This window comes from Oceanobacillus neutriphilus (genome assembly GCF_014645515.1).
In the GTDB taxonomy this organism is placed as follows: domain Bacteria; phylum Bacillota; class Bacilli; order Bacillales; family Amphibacillaceae; genus Oceanobacillus; species Oceanobacillus neutriphilus.
Genome location: NZ_BMLW01000001.1, coordinates 403,884 through 421,933, shown reverse-complemented (window position 1 = coordinate 421,933; position 18,050 = coordinate 403,884). Strand labels below are relative to the sequence as shown.

Genomic DNA, 18,050 nt, shown 5'->3' with positions numbered 1-18,050 from the left:
CCTGTATACGTTTCGTAATAGCTAAAAAGGTTTCTTGATTTGACCAAAGGCTGTTGTTAAGCTCTCCCGGAATTGCTGGATTGCAGAATATGAATTATTCTTTTGATATGGTGGGTGATTTTATATTATGGACCTGAAAATAAAAATCAAAAATATACAGCATTTGAAAATTGGAGACTATATAAGAAAAGAGTTGATAGTATGGCTTATATGACTGGTGGTTTAATGAGAATTAAAGAAATGCTTTCCGGGCTATCACCATCTGGAAAGAAAATAGCAATATATATCTTAGAGAACCCGCAAGAAATCATTTCACTAACTGCGAACGATCTTGGAAAAAGAAGCGCAACAAGTGGAGCAGCTGTCATTCGATTATGCAAATCATTAAATTTAAAAGGGTTTCATGAGTTAAAAATAAGAGTGGCAGGCGACCTGCAAAAAACAACTCAAGCAGGAATCCAAGATATTAAACCGAATGAGGGCACTATGTCTATTATCGAGAAAATGACAAATAATAGTATTCAAACGATTCGGGAAACAGCGGAATTACTAAGTATTGATGAACTTGATCGGGCGGTCCATCTTTTAAAAAAAGCACGCAGAATACACTTTATTGGGGTAGGTGCATCAAGTATTATTGCACATGATGCTGAACAGAAGTTTTTAAGGATTAATAAAAATGCATATGCTTTTGAAGATATGCACATGGCCGCAACTCTTGTTGCAAATGCAGAAAAAAACGATGTAGTTGTTGGTATATCATTTTCCGGCGAAACAGAAGAAGTTGCGAATATCCTAGAGATTGCCCGTGAAAATGGCGCAGGTACAATTAGTTTAACAAGATATGGAAAATGGCCTGTTACAGAGCAGGCGAGTATTAATTTATACACGTCTGCGACTGGAGAACCAACATTTAGAAGTGGTGCTATGTCATCAAGAATGTCCCAACTCCAGGTGATTGATATTTTATTTATGTGCGTAGCATCGCTGGAGTATGAGACATCAGTTAAACATTTGGCGGTAACAAAGGATGCAATTGAGACTTTGAAGTTAAACATGAATAAAACCGGTTTAAGTAAAAAGAAAGGGGAGTCTGATTCATAACATAGAAGACTCGTCCGATATTGTAAAAAATAAGCGGAGGACCTATAGTTTTGGGTATTGATGGAGTGGATCAGAAGACGAGGGGTCCTTCATTTAAATAAAAAGAGAAGAATGATTCTGGAAGAAATGCCTGATGTATTCAAAATAAACATGGGAGATTTGCTTATTTAGGAAAGTAATCTTCTGCGGTGGAGGAAGAGGAAAAGATATCTTCACCGTACTTTTATAAGAGTTTTGGAGCCAACCCTAAATTAACGAGTGAAGAATCGTTGATATGCTCATGAAAGTTATGTCTTCTGCAGCGTCTTTAAAAGAGTGCTGTTTTTTATTTAGAAAAAGATTTTCAGCTCTACAGTCATCAGTTCTTCTCGATAAAAACTGCGCATCCTTCTCCATACCAATTCCACTATGATATATTAAATAAAAAAGAGAGGAGCGATAAACAATGGATTTGAAATTAAAAAACAAAAAGGTGTTAGTTTTAGCTTCAAGCAAAGGAATCGGCAGAGAAATTGCGAATAAGTATTCAGAAGAAGGAGCATCTGTCATTATTATCGGCAGAAATGAAGAGACCCTGAAGAAAACAGCAGATGAAATTTCAACTCAGACAGGTCGTGAAGTAATTCCATTCGTTACAGATGTTTCGAAAAAGGAAGATATCAACCGTTTATTTGCATTTGTGAAAGAACACTTTGGCGTACTTGATGTACTGGTAAGTAATGCAGGAGGACCGCCGGTTATTAATTTTGAAACCAGTGATGAGACAGCTTGGTATGATGCATTTGAACTGACTTTAATGAGCTCTGTACGGGCAATAAAAGAAGCAATTCCTTTAATGAAGGAAAATGGGCAAGGAAGAATTATATACATTGCATCGAGTTCTATTAAAGAACCGATCAGCGAGCTGCTGCTTTCCAATATATTTAGAAGCGGTGTACAGGTCCTTTGCAAATCACTGGCAGAAGATTATGCAAAGGACCAGATATTAATTAATATCGTCGGGCCGGGCAAAATCGATACAGATAGATTGCGGAGTCTTGATAAGAAAAATGCAGAGAAGAACCAGGTTGAACTGAAGGAATGGCAAAATAAAGTCCAGGCTTCTATTCCAATCGGCCGATATGGCACACCGGAGGAATTCGCAGAGGCCGCTGTCTTTTTAGGATCTTATCGAAATACGTATATTACTGGACAGACACTGTTGATTGATGGCGGGTTTGTTAAGTCTTATTAGATTGGATAAGCTCTAAAAATAAACACTGGTGTTTTTAATACAGAATAAGTTGAATAAGAAATAGAAAACGGTGTTAAGAAAGAGTGATAGATTCTTTATGGGAATCTGTTACTCTTCTTTTTATATTCTAATCCCTCAAAAACCAAACTAAAAAAAATGTTGACAAACTAAAAAAAATTAATTAGTATAACATTGTGAATATTCATAGATAGGAGCTCTTTAAAATGGAACATATTAATGAGGAAATTGATTTTTTGACGTCGACCGTAAAAGGTATTGCTAAACAGTTTGGCAGTGATTGTGAAGTTGTGCTTCTTGATTTAACGCAGCACGAGAAATATGGAAGCGGTTTAATTGTCCGGATTGAAAATGGCCATGTTACAGGCAGGAAAGTGGGAGATACAGGAACGAATTTAGGATTGGAAGTTTTGAGAGGAACGGATCAGGAAGGTGATAAACATAACTACCTGACAAAGACAAAAGACGGAAGAATGTTAAGATCAACTACAATGTATATCCGAAATAGTGAAGGAAAACCTATTGGATGTATATGTATTAATTTTGATATCACAAGTTTGATGATGGCTGAAACATCTATTAAGGAGTTTACAGACCTAAATAAAATTAATACAGATGTAAAGGAAGTATTTGTGAATAACGTGAATGATGTATTAGCCCTTTTAATTCAAGAAGCTCAAAATCATGTAGGAAAGCCAGTCGCACATATGAGCAAAGAGGATAAGATAAAGGGGATAAAATATCTGGATGAAAAAGGTGCTTTTCTCATTCAAAAGTCAGGAGATAAAATCTGTGAGTACTATGGAATCTCCAAATACACACTCTACAACTATTTAGATACAGTGCGCAGCACGCAAGGAATATAAAAAGAAGTAACATGATTTGTTTCAAAATATAGTAAAGGGGAGATTATCATGAAGGAAATTATTAATACAAGTATGGCTCCAAAGCCGGGTGGACATTTTTCTCAAGCTACTAAAAAAAATAACACGGTGTATGTTGCAGGACAGGCACCGGTTGATATAAAAACTGGTAAGGTTCCAGAGACTATCGAAGAACAGACTAGAGTAGCGCTTACTAATGTTAAGAATGTATTAGAAGCAGCAGGCGGCAGTTTGGAAGATGTGGTTAAAGTAAACACATATTTAACTAACTTAGATGATTTTGAAATCTATGACAAAGTCTATCAAGAGTTTTTCACAGATAACTTACCAGCCAGAACTACAATTGGCTGTGATTTAAAAGGAATACCTTTAGAAATCGATGCTATTGCTGAATTGTAATAGCTTTAAGGAGTGGTAGAATTGAAACTGAAAAATAAGGTAGCTATTATAACTGGTGCTGGCCCTGGAGGAGGCATCGGTTATACAATAGCAACATCATTTCTGCAAGAAGGCGCGAAAGTATCGATAAATTATTTGGCTAGAAATATCGAGGAAAAAGAAGCATTTAAAAAAGAAATGAATCAGTATGGAGACCGGGTAATAATAACGGAAGGAGATATTTCTAAAGAGGATACAGCACAGACGCTAATTTCTAATACAATAGAAAACTACGGAAAAATTGATGTTTTAGTTAATAGCGCAGGGATATCAACACCCACACTTATTCATAAAATGGATACGCTAACATGGAACCGTATGATAGAAGTGAACTTAACTAGCATCTTTCTGACAACAAGATTAACTGTTCCATATATGATAAAAAATAAATTTGGCAGGATTATTAATATATCTTCACAGGTTGCTCAAAAAGGAAGTGTCGAACATAGCCATTATGCTGCTGCTAAAGCAGGAGTTATCGGTTTTACGAAGTCTGTAGCGTTGGAACTCGGGAAATATGGAATTACAGCAAACTGCATAGCCCCAGGTCCGATTGAAACACAGCTGATGAAGGAAGTAAGTGATGAATGGAAGGGGAACAAGCAAAAAGAATTAGTGATTCCTCGATTTGGAAAAGTGGAAGAAGTAGCTCCTACTGCTGTTTTTCTGGCTTCGGAACCAGATGGGAATATTTATACAGGCCAAACTCTTGGCCCGAATTGTGGAGACGTAATGCTCTAAGGTTAAGGATATAATTCAGAATGTTCAATTTATACAATGGAGGGATTGTCATGGAAGAAGAAAGAGTTTTAGTTGAAGGAAAAGAACCTAATAAAAATTTGTATAACTCTGATCTTGCTCCATTAACAGGTGAAAAGAAGAATTGGACCTGGTGGGCTTACGCTACAATTTGGATGGGGATTGTCCACAATATTGTTGCATGGGAAGTAGCTGCTCATTTAATGGTGGCAGGGATGAGTTTTTGGCAAGCCTTTGCTTGTGTTGCCAGCGCTTATTTAGTTGCTTTCATTGCCATTGCATTTAACAGTTATTCAGGTTCAAAGTATGGGGTTCCATTCCCGGTATTAATCCGTGCCAGCTTTGGAACGAAAGGTGCTCAAATACCAGTATTTATTCGGGCTTGTCTGGGGATATTCTGGTTTGGAGTGCATATGTACATTGGCAGTATTGCTGTTAATGTAATTCTTGCATCTTCTTTTCCAGCGTGGGATAGCCTGGGAAATATCAATGTTTTAGGACTCGGATTAAATGAATTTATTGCATTTGTTATCACGTTTTCATTACATGCTCTTGTTATTACACATGGAATGGAACGTGTTAGAAAATTTGAAGCATGGGCAGGACCCGTAATCATGGTTATTGCAGTAGGATTAGTATTTTGGGCTGTAAATGTATCCGGTGGATTAGGTAACCTGGTTTCCATACCTTCAACTATTTCCAGTGAGGATTTCTGGCCAACGTTCTTTCTTGGGATGACAGCTTTACTAGGTACTGTAGCAACCCTAATCTTGAATATTTCTGATCTAACCAGATTTTCCAAATCACAAAAGGATCATATTATAGGGCAAGGAATGGGCATGCCTACTATGTTTATTTTGTTTTCGCTAATGGCATTATTGACTACAGCAGGAACGATGTATGCCTTTGATGAGCCTGTAACAAATCCAATTTACGTTTTAGCTGGATTTGAAAACCCTTTCATCGTTATTGTTGGCGCACTTTCAATTTTAGTATCCACTTTATCGGTTAATGTTGCGACAAATGGGGTAGCAGTTGGATATGATTTAACTAATCTGGCTCCATCAAAATTAAATTTTCGCAAATCAGGTGCAATAGCTTTAACGATTGGCGCCATTTCTGCACCATGGCTTTGGTATGAAGAAGGCGGAGCATTAGATGTAGTTTTGGGAGCAATCGGAGCAACAATGGCTCCCGTATTGGGGATTATGTTAATAGATTTCTTTATTATTCGTAAAATGAACTATAACCTTGCAAGCCTATTCCGTCATGACGGGATATATGGAGGGTGGAATAGAAATGGTTTAATAGCTTTTATAGTAGGTGCTTTAGCGGCATATAGCGGATTAATCGTTCCATCTATTAGTTATTTATATAATTATAACTGGTTTATTGGTGTAGGAGTAGCTGCTGTTACTTATCTCGCTTTAATGTGGTCAAAACGGACAGCGATAACAGATTCTCAAAAGAAAGATACAAACAGTAATGTAATTTAATCAATGTATATATAAAATGCAGTATATGGAGGTTTGTACTTTGATAAGCAAAGAGAGATTAGAACAAAGAATAGAATTACTAGCCCAAATCGGAAAAACCGAAGAAGGCGGAGTCACCAGAATAGCCTTAACGAAAGAATATAGAGAAGGTCTGGAGTTAATTAGCGAATGGATGGAAGAAGCAGGATTAAATGTGAGACTGGACCAGGCTGGAAATTTAATTGGCAGAAAAGAAGGAGATGTCCCTGGATTAAAGGCTGTTGCATTAGGCTCACATGTTGATTCTGTTGGAAACGGAGGGAAGTATGACGGTACTGTGGGTGTCATTGCTGGCATAGAAGTAGCACAGCATTTAAAAGAAGAAGGCATCTCTAATATGCGTCCACTGGAAGTGATAGCTTTCTGCGAAGAGGAAGGTTCAAGATTTCAATCCGGTGGAGTGTTTGGAAGCAGAGCGATGGCAGGCAAGTTAACAAAAGAAGACCTTAAAGTTACGGATAGTAATGGTGAATCCAGATATGAAGTATTAAAAAATTTTGGCTTAGATGCGGATAATATAGATAAGGCAGTAAGAAAGAATACAGATTTTGAATTATATCTGGAAATGCATGTCGAACAAGGGCCAATTTTGATCCGCGAGAATGCTCCGGTTGGTATTGTCACAGCTATTACGGGCTTGTCATTAACAGAGGTAGTTTTTGAAGGAGAACCTAATCATGTTGGTGCTACGCCAATGGATTTACGCTATGATGCTTTATTAGGGGCTAGTGAAACTGCTTTAGCGGTAGAAGAAATTGTGAATAAATCTGGAGGGAATGCTGTGGGGACAGCTGCTACAATGGATGTTCAGCCAAGTCAGGTAAATATTATCCCCGGTAGAGTTTCTACTGTGATTGACATTCGCGACACTGATTTAGAAAGCAGAGAAGCTATTCTTGATACAGTCGAAAAAAGAATTAAAGAAATCTGTGAACGCAGGGATTTACGATATACAATAACCAGTAAATTAAAAGCAAACCCTGCTAAATCAGCACCACATATTTTAGAAACGATGCGGAAGGAAAGTCGGGAGCTTGATATGGAGACGTTTGAAATGCCAAGCGGTGGAGGCCATGATGCACAATTAATGGCAGAAATTACAGATATGGGTATGATTTTTATCAGATCTGAAAATGGAAGTCATAACCCTAAAGAATTTGCAAAAGCAGAGGATATTACGCTGGGAACAAATCTATTAGCAAAAACTGCGATACATTATATAAATAAATAAAATGAGGAGGAAAAAGATGGCTACAATTATACAGAACGGGACAATAGTGACAGCATCCGAAACCTTTCAAGCAGACATAAAAATAGATAATGGAAAAATTAACATGATATCCAATCAGATTACTGGCGGCAATGAAGACACTATTCTGGATGCAACAAATAAATATGTCCTGCCAGGTTTAATAGACCCGCATACGCATCTTGGAATTAAAGGAACTCTGGATGCCTTTGAAACAGGAACAAGTGCGGCTGCAGCTGGGGGAGTAACTACGATAATAAATTATACAGATCCAGATAATTCTCAAACATTTTTAGAAGATTTAACGGAGTGGAAGGAGAAGGCTCAAAACGCTTTAATAGACTATAGCTTTCACTCTATAATAAATAAGTGTGATAAAGATGTACTTGAACAGATTTCCAAATTGCCAGATGAAGGTGTTACATCAATCAAATTATTTATGGCATACAAAGAAAATATGGTGAACGATGAAGAATTATATTTATTAATGAAAGCAGCCAAAAAAGCTGGAGTTGTAACCAATATCCATGCTGAAAATGGCAGTGTAATAGATTGTCTTGTAGAAGAGGCATTAAACAGCAATAATACTAAACCGATTTATCATGCCTATACAAGGCCTCCTGCCACAGAAGCAGAAGCAACAGCGAGAGCTTTACGAATCGCTGAAATAACGGGAGCACCGGCATATATTGTCCATATAACTTGTGAGGAAGCCTTGAAAGAATTTGTCAGAGCTAAAGAAAAAGGTGTTAACGCTTTTGGAGAAACCTGTCCTCAATATTTAGTTTTGAATGAAGAGTATTTAAAACAAGAAGAGAAAGAAGCAGTTAAGTACATCTGTTCTCCCCCATTAAGAACGAATAAGGATCAGGAAGCTTTGTGGCATAATATTAAATCCGGTTCTATTTCAACAATCGGCTCTGACCATGCATCACATCCATATGTAAATGGAAAAGAGAACGGTATAAATAACTTTACAAAAGCACCAAACGGTTTGCCAGGCATAGAAAGTACCCTGTTATTACTTTATAAATATGGCGTTTGTGAAGGGAAAATTTCCATGTCAAAGCTTGTTGAAATAACAAGTCAGAATCCAGCTAAGATTTTTGGGTTATATCCTCAGAAAGGCAGTCTTAATGTTGGCAGTGATGGGGATGTAGTGATTCTCGATCCCAATAAATCCAGTGTTATTACAAAAGCATCTCAGAAACAGAGTACAGAATATAATGTCTATGAAGGTATGGAAGTGCAGGGGAGTATTGACTATGTTTTATCGAGAGGTAAAGTAATTGTTGAAGATAATAAGGTAGTTGGAGAACCTGGTTCCGGGAAATTTTTATACCGAAATAGATTCAGGGAACACTCTTAAGAAGGGAGACTATAAAGGTTGAATATTTTAGTAACAGGCAGTAATGGGTTAATCGGCCGTTATTTAGTAAATCTCTTATTACAGCAGAACCTTCATGTTGTCGGCTTTGACATAAATATGGCAGAAAAAAAGAATCTCGATTCTCCATGTTTTACTTTTGAACAGGGAAATGTGGATGATTTCTCGCGCTTAGCGTCTGTATTAGAAAAATATAAAATAGATATTATTGTTCATGGCGGCGGAGTATCACACCCAAAAGGATTTGAAAATTCACCAAATAAGATAATTAATACAAATATACTTGGAACTTCAAATGTGTTTGAAGCAGGAAGACTTTTTCAAGTGAAGAAAATGATATATTTAAGCTCAGCAGCAATCTATGGAGATAGTAAAGCAGCAAAACTTCATGAAGAAACTATGCCAGCACCAGCTTCTATCTATGGCGTAACCAAAGTAACAGGTGAATACCTTGCGAAGGTTTATTATGAAAAATACGGGATGAATATCACATCTCTAAGGATACCGTTTGTTTTTGGAGCTGGAAGAGTGACACATGATCCAATAAAATATATTCTTGAAAAAGCTTTAAAAGGTGAAAATATAATAGAAGATAAGGGAATGGATCAAAAGATAGAGTATATTTATGTGAAGGATGTAGTAAACGCCATTTGGTTAACCATTAATAATAAAGATGCAAATGGTTTAACGATCAACATTGGAACAGGAGATTTAACAAGTACAGAAGAAATAGTTTCTATAATGAAAAAACTATTTCCCGGGACAGTATTTCAAATAGGTCCCGGTGACTTTGGCTATGATGAAATTCCTCCGCTTGATTGTTCAAAAGCAAAAGAAGTGCTGGATTTCAAACCTTCGTATTCAATTAGTGATGCTATAAAAGAGTATTATAATCTTTTGAAGAGCTGAATCGAATTTAAAATATTAACTAAATAAGTTAAAGAAAAGATTTTCCATATCGTTGCAGCGATTGGAAGATCTTTTTCTTTTTGAATAGGGTAATTTTGCTTTCGCTGTTATTTGATGATTGTTTCTTCCTTAAGCGTTTATCCAGGTACTATAATAATGAAGAACTTTGAGAATGTCCGAAAAGATTTAGCAAAGGAAGATCCGGAATTATTTATTTCGCTGGAAATTGTAGGAAAACTAATCGCTGCCCGGGATAGAAAGGAATTATCTCAACGGGAATTATCGAGGTTATCTAATGTACCACAAAAAACAATTAGCCGGATGGAAAGCGGGAAAGATATACCAAAGCTGGTTACTTTACTAAAATTAGCACATGTTCTTGGTCTTGAATTATCACTTATTGATAAACATGGCGAAGATGAACAGGCAGCATCCATATCAACTTTTTCGCATTAAACAAGAAAATTTATAAACCAATGTCTTATTTTTTTGTTTTGAGTTAAGTAACATATTGTATAAAAGATACCCTCTTTCTACGAATCACGTAAAAAGAGGGTATCATTTTCATATTTATAAATGTATGGTCTATCCCAATAGAAACAAGCTATATTAAAATAAATTGCATATATTAGCTTGCTACATTGCTCTATCATTACCTCTTAAAGCGCAGTCCAGCCACCATCAATCACAAGCTCAGATCCGGTCATAAAACGGGATTCGTCTGATGCAAGGAATAGCACACCATATGCAACATCTTCAGGGTTTCCGAAGTAAGGAAGCTGTGTGAATGTTTTATAATAAGCTTCAGCATCTTTAAAGGTGTCCGCAGTCATTGGTGTTTCAATAATACCCGGATGAACGGAATTTACGCGGATTTTATCTTTTCCATATTCAACAGCTGCTGATTTTGATAAAGAACGTAATGCCCCTTTGGCAGCAGTATATGGACTTGATCCGGCCATACCGACTAGCCCGCCGATAGACGAAATATTAATCAGGGAACCGCCGCCGGCTTTTTGCATTTCTGGAATTACATACTTCATCCCGATAACACAGCCATTTAAATCAATATCCATGATTTTATTCCATTCGTCCATTTCCATTTGAGCCATTGTTTTTGGACTGGAAACACCAGCATTATTTACAAGTACATCCACTTTACCGTAGTGATCTACAGTTTCTTGAATAACATGTTTCCATTCTTCCTCCGATGTCACGTTATGTTTCAAGCCGATTGCCTCTCCGCCATCCGCTTTAATTTCGTTAATTACCTCATGTAATAGATTATCATTAATATCTGTTGCGACTACCTTTGCTCCTTCTTTTGCAAAAAGCTTTGCTTCCGAAGCTCCCATGCCGTTAGCTGCGCCAGTGATGATAGCTACTTTACCTGTTAAACGTCCCATAATAATCATCCTTTCAAATAAGCCTAAACTCTGGTTTTGTCTTTTAAATATCTTTTACAAAAGCTGTTCATATATACTACGGAAATTTTAAAATGTATCCAATATTATCTTTAAGGAACATTTATTTTGGCGTACGTAAGATTTGTGAAAAATTATAAATCGTGACCTCAAACACGTCGATAACTATAGCTGCTGCATATCCTCTGGACCCCAATAGGCATGCATGGTAGCAATCTTGCCGTCGGAATCAAAAGTCATTACATCTGTGACATCGATACGGATAGAATGCCCTTCTTTCTCCGTGTGAACCGCAAACGTAATGGACGCTGCATTGCTGTAAGAACCGCGTGGTGATGCTAATAATTCCAGTTTGGCACCAGTCATACTTTCTTTGTAAAATGCTTCAATTTCTTTACGGCCTTTTTTGGGTGGTGAACCAACAGGATCTTCTACACTTGCTTCATCAGAAAATAAAGAGATCAAACGTTCAATATCGTTCGCATTGAAGGCATCTACATACTCCTGCAACGCTTTTTTCATTGTTGAATTATCCATAAATAATACGCTCCTTTATCTTATTTGTTGGAAAGTAATCGTTTTCAATATATATGAGAAATAATATTTAAAAGCAGTAACTATGTTAAATGTATTCTGATTTACTTATACTGTCAATTATCGTGATTTTTTAGTTGATCAAGGGAAAACAAATTAATAATCGTGTTAGGTTACTTAAAATATATTATTATAAATAGGGATGCTAGCACATTAAAATATTTTTATTCTCTAATTCACAGAACTAATTTCTTTTTAATTCAGGCATGCCTTGTTTTATAATAATTTTGTTTGTTTATAACCCTGAATATATCAGAGAACCCTTTGATGGCTCATCATTACTTTGCTGCTGTTCACTTTATCTAAAATAATGATAAAGTGTTTTTTTATAACTTCATAACCAGCATTAATATAAACTATTTCCTTTAGATTAGTGAAATTTCATTATCAATAGTGAAAATAATGAAATTGAAAACGATACCATATGTTATAAAATAAAAGCGTAGTAAAAACAGTCAATGTCACTTAAGTATACGCAAAAATAAAATATAGAAAGGGGAGAATAACATGGCAGACGGATTTGGTATTTTGGTCATGACACACGGAGATTTTGGAAAGGCGGCAATAGAGAGCGCGCAATTAATCGTAGGAGAGCAGGAAAACTATGAAACAATTAGCGTTTTTGTTGTAGACAACCTCGATGACCTTAAACAAGAAATGGAGGATAAAGTAGCAAGCCTGGATACCTCAAAGGGCTTGTTGATTCTTACGGATATTGTTGGAGGTACACCGATTAATTTAGCCAGCAATCTTCTGACAAGAGAAAATACGATGATTGCATCAGGAGTAAACCTTCCATTATTACTGGAGGTATTAATGAACCGCGGGAAAGAAATCAGTGCACTGGAAGAAGTTATTCAGGCAGCTTACGCACAAGGTTTATCCATTAGAACAAATAAAGATTTAGAAGGAGACGATGACGATGATTTGCTTTAGTAGAATTGATGATAGATTAATCCATGGACAGGTAGTAACCACTTGGGTGAATATGCACAAGATTGAACAAATTGTTGTATTAAATGACAAAATTGGAAATGATGCTACACAAAAAAATATTTTAACCATGGCAGCTCCATCAGGAATTAAAGTAAGAGCGTTTCCTGTGAAGAAATTTGCTGAGATTATCAAAAAGCAAAAAATTACACGCCGTACAATGCTTCTGTTTACAACAAGCGAAGATGTTTTAGAGGCTGTGGAAAATGGTGTGCCGGTTGAGGATTTAAATGTTGGCGGAATGCGCTACCGTGAAGGAAGAGAAAAAGTATCGAAAGCGTTGTCTGTAACACCGGAAGAAAGAGAAGCATTCAAGGAATTACTTGATAAAGGCTTAAATATTACTGTACAAATGGTTCCAAATGATGAAAAAGTAGATTTGAGGGAGGTCATCTAAATGGTTACCTCTTTACTCGTATCACTTTGGGCCGGTATCTGTGCAATTGATGATATCGGTACACAAATGATCAGACGGCCATTGTTGATTTCAACGGTTGTCGGATTAATTATGGGAGATCTTCAGACTGGTTTGTTAATCGGTGCAACATTAGAAGTTATGTGGATGGGTGTAGGGAACGTTGGCGCTTATTCTGCACCGGATATTATTACAGGTTCCGCAATTGGAACAGCTCTTGGTATTCTTTCCGGCGGAACGGCTACTGCTGTTGCGTTGGCAGTCCCTACTTCTTTACTGGCACAGCAGTTATTAATTTTATATCGTTCCGGGATTGTCTACTTGAACCCGATTGCCAATCGGATTGCAGAGACGGGGAATTTTAAAAAGGTATTTCGTATTCAATATGTTCCTATGATTTTAGCATTCTTAGTCCGTGCAGTTCCGACTTTCTTAGCTATTTATTTCGGTGCCGGTGCGATTGATACAGCTGTAGAAGCACTGCCTGATTCCATCATGGATGGATTATCCATAGCTGGTTCCATTATTCCTGCTGTTGGTATTGGTCTGTTGATGCTGATGATGATTAAGAAAGGTGAACTATGGGTTTTCCTTATTGCCGGTTTTGCACTTGCCGTTTATCTTGATTTATCTGTATTGCCAATTACCTTAATTGCCCTGCCGTTAGCTTATCTTTACGATTTGGCTACACGGGAGAAGGAAACGAAGCCTGAATCAAAATCGAAGGACTCAGATGATTTTGACGATGATGAGGAGGATTATGATCTATGACGGAGCATACTGAACAAAATAAGATTACTAAAAAAGATCTCAATCGAATCTTCTGGCGTATGCAATTAATGAACGTGACAAATAACTATCAATCGATGCAGGCAATTGGTTTTCTATCCAGTTTTACTCCTGTTTTAGAGCGGTTATATGCTGATAAACCAGATGAATTGAAAACACAGGCGATGAAACGCCATTTAGAATTCTATAATAGTCATGTAAATGCGAATGCCTTAATTATGGGTGTCTCTGCGGCGGTAGAAGAAACAACCACCGAAGAGGAAAAAGAAACAGTGACAGCTATTAAGACAGGATTAATGGGACCGTTAGCAGGGATAGGGGACAGCCTTCTGAAATTCACATGGCTTCCTATTTGTGGAAGTATTGGTGCTTCCCTTGCTTTAAATGGCAGTGTTATCGGACCGATTCTGATGTTCCTTTTATATAATACTGTCAACGTCGGTACGAAATATTATGGAATTCATATTGGTTATAAGCAGGGTGTGCAAATGATTGAAGGCGCAGGCGGGAACTTCCTGCAAAGACTGGCCAGTATGGCAAACGTAGTAGGACTGATGGTTATCGGGGCCTTGATAGCCAGTATTATCAAGATTAATATTGATGCCCAGATTACAGCTGGTGATAACGTTATCGAAATTCAAGAAATGATTGATCAGGTTATGCCGGGAATTCTTAGCTTGCTGGTTACATTTGCTGTTTATAAGATTTTTAAACGGACAAACGGAAAGTATGCCCCTCAGCTTATTGTAGGAATTATGATTTTAGCTATTCTGTTAACGATGGCAGGTGTATTAGGATAATACTATGAGAAAAAAATATGAAGTTACTCAAATTGAAACCAATAAATTTTTATTCAAGAAGGATGACACTGGGGAAGAAGAAGTAGCAGTCTATTTAAAGAAAAGCCCTGCAGACATGCAGCCGGAGTTTTTACTAAAAACATCTGAGACAAGCTTTTCCGTTAATATAGGCTTTGTCGACTACAGACCATATTTTCTTTTGAAATCTGCCGATAAAGCTTATACTATAGGTGAGAGAACGCTTCCAGTGGAAGGAATGAATAATTTCCGGGATATGGGAGGATATGAAGCAGAGAATGGGAAAACAGTTAAATGGGGAATGTTATACCGTTCTGATCATATCTATAATGCGACAGATGCTGGTGTTGCCTATTTGAAGAAGCTGGATATCCATACAATCATTGATTATCGAAGTGACGATGAGATCAGTAAATATCCAAATAAAATAGTTGACGATTCTATAAAGACTTATCAGCTGGATCCGGTAGCACATGCAGCAGAGCTGTCAGCTCAGTTTACCTCTTCGAAGGATAAAGAAGATATTAATTTAATTAATAAAATTATAGAGCAAAAAGAAAAAGGTACTTTGGTCAACCAGGCGGATGTAGTACTTGAGCAGTATCGCACGTTTGCCAATAAAGAAAACTCGAAGGAAGCTTTTGGAGAGATGCTGCGCATTACAGCCAATCCAGATGCACTTGCTGTTCTTCAGCATTGCCGCGGCGGGAAAGATCGTACAGGATTTGGGGCTATGCTTGTACTTGGTATTCTTGGTGTAAAAAAAGAAGATCTGGTAAAAGACTACATGCTTACCGAAGAAAATCGCAAGGAACGTAACCGTGTGAAAATGGAAGGGTATAAAAAATTGACGGATGACAAAGAGGTTCTGGAGCATTTATATTCTTTTATTGACACACGTTCCGAATTTATTGCGACGTCCATTGATACCATCATCCAAAAGTATGGATCTATTGAAAAATATGTGGTGGAAGAGCTGGGAATAACCCATAGTATGATTGATACGATGAAGGATATGTATCTAGAATAATTTCATACCGCAACTGGAAGGAGGGATTACCATGGATTTAGACTTGTCAAATAAATTTAAGTTTTTAGATGGCAAAGCTAGGTTTAAGTCGTTATTTCTCCTTCTTTTGCGTTCAGAAACCTATATGACAAGTGATCGGCTGGCAGCAGAGCTCGGTGTGACATCCCGGACGATTAAGAATGATATTCGTACTTTAAAAGAAGAGCTGGTGAAAGCAGATTTGCTGATTACATCCAAGCAGTCGCAAGGATATAAATTAGAAATTGCGGATAAGGAATATGAAAATCGGATTAAAGAGTATTTCCAAATTTATCAGCCGAAAACGATTGATACAGAATTTGATAACCGCGTTCAGTATATTTTACGAAGGCTGTTAACCTCACATCAGCCCGTAAAGGTAGAGTTTCTTCAATATGAACTGAATGTCAGCTATCCATTAAGCAAGGAATTGCAGAGAGTAAAGGAAATTATGTCTGATTATAATCTGACTCTTGTGGTAAGACCGCATTATGGGATGCTTGTTCAGGGTGCTCAATTTAAAAAAATTATGCTGACGATACGCGTTTATAAATATTTTGATAAAAATCCGACAAGTGATTTTGGAATAGCAGAATATAATAAGCTATTTATATGTGACCGGTCGGATATGGAGATAATCAGAAAGATTTTTTATGAGACAATCACGAAATCAAGAATTGTATTTTCAGATATCAATGCCGAGCGCTTTATTATTTATTTAGTTTATTTTCGAAATCAAAATAGGAATAAAAAAGAGATAGACCTTGAGCTGCCAAGCATTGTATTTGATTACCATACTACGGAAGAATATGAACTGGTAGAAAAGCTGATAAAAAACTTACAGAAAGAATTTGAAGGGTTTACTTTTACGAAAGATATTATTCAATTTTTAACTTATATGGCAGTTATCAGCACAGATTTGTATCGATTTAAAGATTGTACCGTGGAAAATTATGATACTCTGATAACGTTAGCTGAGGAAACTCGGAATTTCCTGCTGAAAGAGTTATCAGGATACTTACAGATTGATACATTTGATAGCGAGGGATGGTTAAAAGACCTTCTTAAAATCATGATACCCATCAGTATGAAAATAAAGCTTGATGTATCCGACCGCGTTGATTTAGGCTATAGGAATATTAGAGATAGTAATGAACAGGATCCTTTTCTGCTGCATGTCATGAAAAAAATCTGCCAGCAGTTTCAGCAGCAATATGCTTATACATTCTCTGAAAATGAGGAGCATATGATTTTCAGTACATTCTTGCTGATGTTGAACCGGATTGAACTGGCTCACCGTAAACTGAGATTAGCAATTATTGCTATAGATGGCAGACTGAGTACGCAGCAGTTAAAATTCAATTTACAGTATCATTTTTCCGATTATATTGAGCGTATTGAAACAAAGGTTTTATATGAACTGGATTCGATGGCATATCGTAACTATGATTATTATTTATGCTCAAACTATGGTAAAAATATGAATATCCATTATTCTCCGATTTATTTTGCAGAAGAGGGCATGACGGAACTCGAGTATGTGGATTCATTGAAGCATATATTTTTAGATGCCTTCGATTACAATAAGAAAATGCCTGTCATTATGTATGAAGAAATAGAGCCGAAGTATAAATTCAATCATTTTCCCATTGAAGCTCATTTTCAAAATGGCTGCAATTATGAACATGTAGAAGTTCCAGGAGATATACACATTCATATTTATCTCCATCTTTCCTCAGAGAAAGAGACATTTAAAATCTTTTCGTTTCCTCAAAACGGCTCTGAACAAATTGGGGGAGATGAATATTATTTACTGATTAATTTAAATGTGAATGGGGATAAGCAAAAACTCCGGATGCTTTTAGATATCTTAAACCGGACAGTGACGGATAAACATAAACTGGTTCATCTCTGTAAAGAAAAAGAAAAAGATTACAGTCAGTTTTTTATTTAGAAGCAGGAGGATACAAAGGAAAAGTCGGTTTGTACTTATTATGTAACAGGAAATAGACGATATTGCTAAGAGAATCCATCTTAGGTCAGGTGAAGGATAGAAACTGACTTAAGGTGGATTTTTTAATAACTGTTTTAGTTACCTTTTAATATAAAATAAGGGTAATTTCCTTCCGCATAAAAAGCACTATTTCTAAATAAAATAGGAACTAACATTTTATTTAGAGGTGATATTAAATGATCGGTTTCTTAACAAATGCAATGGAGCAAAAGAATAAAATTATGATTTATTATCTTGGTAAAGATAATAACGTAACACAGCGTATTATTCGTGTAGTGCAAATAGAAGAAACGAAAATTTTGGCTTATTGTTATTATCGGAAGCAGGTGCGGAGTTTTATTATTGATAATATACTGTCTTTTGGAAGAGTGAACGAGGAAAATAAGTATGGTTAAAAAACAGCAAAAAACACACAGAACAAGAGCAATCATACTTAGG

At 36.6% G+C, this 18,050-nt stretch carries 19 protein-coding genes; 17 read left to right on the top strand and 2 right to left on the bottom strand.

Translation table 11 applies throughout. The features are described from left to right. Positions 1-114 precede the first annotated feature (114 nt). The 10 genes from IEX29_RS01935 (at position 115) to IEX29_RS01890 (ending at position 9,973) form a co-directional block, all read left to right on the top strand. Positions 115-1,104 carry a MurR/RpiR family transcriptional regulator gene (locus IEX29_RS01935; RefSeq protein WP_505761314.1) on the top strand — a complete coding sequence of 330 codons (990 nt, stop codon included), beginning with the start codon at positions 115-117 and terminating at the stop codon, positions 1,102-1,104. A gap of 445 nt (positions 1,105-1,549) precedes the next feature. Next, a complete protein-coding gene (locus IEX29_RS01930) occupies positions 1,550-2,338 on the top strand; it encodes an SDR family oxidoreductase (protein ID WP_188732847.1) in 789 nt (262 codons plus the stop codon). Positions 2,339-2,562: 224 nt separating this feature from the next. Continuing rightward, the gene (locus tag IEX29_RS01925; RefSeq protein WP_077601701.1) at positions 2,563-3,222 is read left to right on the top strand and encodes a helix-turn-helix transcriptional regulator; all 660 of its coding nucleotides are present in this window, start codon (positions 2,563-2,565) and stop codon (positions 3,220-3,222) included. A gap of 48 nt (positions 3,223-3,270) precedes the next feature. Then, complete coding sequence (locus IEX29_RS01920; RefSeq protein WP_139344734.1) at positions 3,271-3,639, top strand: RidA family protein; 369 nt, start codon at positions 3,271-3,273, stop codon at positions 3,637-3,639. Positions 3,640-3,660: 21 nt separating this feature from the next. Then, a complete protein-coding gene (locus tag IEX29_RS01915) occupies positions 3,661-4,419 on the top strand; it encodes an SDR family NAD(P)-dependent oxidoreductase (RefSeq protein ID WP_077601703.1) in 759 nt (252 codons plus the stop codon). A gap of 50 nt (positions 4,420-4,469) precedes the next feature. After that, positions 4,470-5,933, top strand: a complete 1,464-nt coding sequence (locus IEX29_RS01910) for an NCS1 family nucleobase:cation symporter-1 (RefSeq protein WP_175637074.1) — start codon at positions 4,470-4,472, stop codon at positions 5,931-5,933. Positions 5,934-5,973: 40 nt separating this feature from the next. Then, positions 5,974-7,203, top strand: a complete 1,230-nt coding sequence (locus IEX29_RS01905; protein WP_188732846.1) for a M20 family metallo-hydrolase — start codon at positions 5,974-5,976, stop codon at positions 7,201-7,203. Between the two features lie 16 nt (positions 7,204-7,219). Next, positions 7,220-8,590 (top strand): dihydropyrimidinase, encoded by a 1,371-nt coding sequence (gene hydA / locus IEX29_RS01900; RefSeq protein WP_188732845.1) that lies wholly within the window; start codon positions 7,220-7,222, stop codon positions 8,588-8,590. 18 nt (positions 8,591-8,608) lie between these two features. Continuing rightward, positions 8,609-9,517, top strand: coding sequence for an NAD-dependent epimerase/dehydratase family protein (locus IEX29_RS01895; protein ID WP_188732844.1), 909 nt, complete (start codon positions 8,609-8,611; stop codon positions 9,515-9,517). A 156-nt stretch (positions 9,518-9,673) separates the two neighbouring features. Then, on the top strand, positions 9,674-9,973 hold the full coding sequence (locus tag IEX29_RS01890) for a helix-turn-helix transcriptional regulator (protein ID WP_229720047.1): 300 nt from the start codon (positions 9,674-9,676) through the stop codon (positions 9,971-9,973). Between the two features lie 203 nt (positions 9,974-10,176). On the opposite strand, the gene IEX29_RS01885 is transcribed toward IEX29_RS01890, so the two are convergent. Continuing rightward, positions 10,177-10,923 carry an SDR family NAD(P)-dependent oxidoreductase gene (locus IEX29_RS01885; protein ID WP_077601708.1) on the bottom strand — a complete coding sequence of 249 codons (747 nt, stop codon included), beginning with the start codon at positions 10,921-10,923 and terminating at the stop codon, positions 10,177-10,179. Between the two features lie 183 nt (positions 10,924-11,106). Next, on the bottom strand, positions 11,107-11,478 hold the full coding sequence (locus IEX29_RS01880) for a nuclear transport factor 2 family protein (protein ID WP_077601709.1): 372 nt from the start codon (positions 11,476-11,478) through the stop codon (positions 11,107-11,109). Between the two features lie 564 nt (positions 11,479-12,042). Between IEX29_RS01880 and IEX29_RS01875 the strand changes: the two genes are divergently transcribed. The 7 genes from IEX29_RS01875 (at position 12,043) to IEX29_RS01845 (ending at position 18,007) form a co-directional block, all read left to right on the top strand. Further along, positions 12,043-12,471, top strand: a complete 429-nt coding sequence (locus IEX29_RS01875) for a PTS sugar transporter subunit IIA (RefSeq protein WP_077601710.1) — start codon at positions 12,043-12,045, stop codon at positions 12,469-12,471. Beyond that, entirely contained in the window at positions 12,458-12,925 is a 468-nt protein-coding gene (locus tag IEX29_RS01870; protein WP_077601711.1) for a PTS sugar transporter subunit IIB, read from the top strand. The genes IEX29_RS01875 and IEX29_RS01870 overlap by 14 nt, the downstream gene beginning before the upstream one ends. Beyond that, on the top strand, positions 12,926-13,714 hold the full coding sequence (locus IEX29_RS01865) for a PTS mannose/fructose/sorbose/N-acetylgalactosamine transporter subunit IIC (protein WP_077601712.1): 789 nt from the start codon (positions 12,926-12,928) through the stop codon (positions 13,712-13,714). Next, positions 13,711-14,532 carry a PTS system mannose/fructose/sorbose family transporter subunit IID gene (locus IEX29_RS01860; RefSeq protein ID WP_077601713.1) on the top strand — a complete coding sequence of 274 codons (822 nt, stop codon included), beginning with the start codon at positions 13,711-13,713 and terminating at the stop codon, positions 14,530-14,532. Before IEX29_RS01865 ends, IEX29_RS01860 begins: the two co-directional genes overlap by 4 nt. A 4-nt stretch (positions 14,533-14,536) precedes the next feature. Beyond that, positions 14,537-15,580 carry a tyrosine-protein phosphatase gene (locus IEX29_RS01855; protein ID WP_188732843.1) on the top strand — a complete coding sequence of 348 codons (1,044 nt, stop codon included), beginning with the start codon at positions 14,537-14,539 and terminating at the stop codon, positions 15,578-15,580. Between the two features lie 31 nt (positions 15,581-15,611). Then, complete coding sequence (locus IEX29_RS01850) at positions 15,612-17,552, top strand: BglG family transcription antiterminator (RefSeq protein ID WP_188732842.1); 1,941 nt, start codon at positions 15,612-15,614, stop codon at positions 17,550-17,552. 236 nt (positions 17,553-17,788) lie between these two features. Beyond that, positions 17,789-18,007 (top strand): hypothetical protein, encoded by a 219-nt coding sequence (locus IEX29_RS01845; protein WP_077601716.1) that lies wholly within the window; start codon positions 17,789-17,791, stop codon positions 18,005-18,007. Positions 18,008-18,050: the final 43 nt, after the last annotated feature.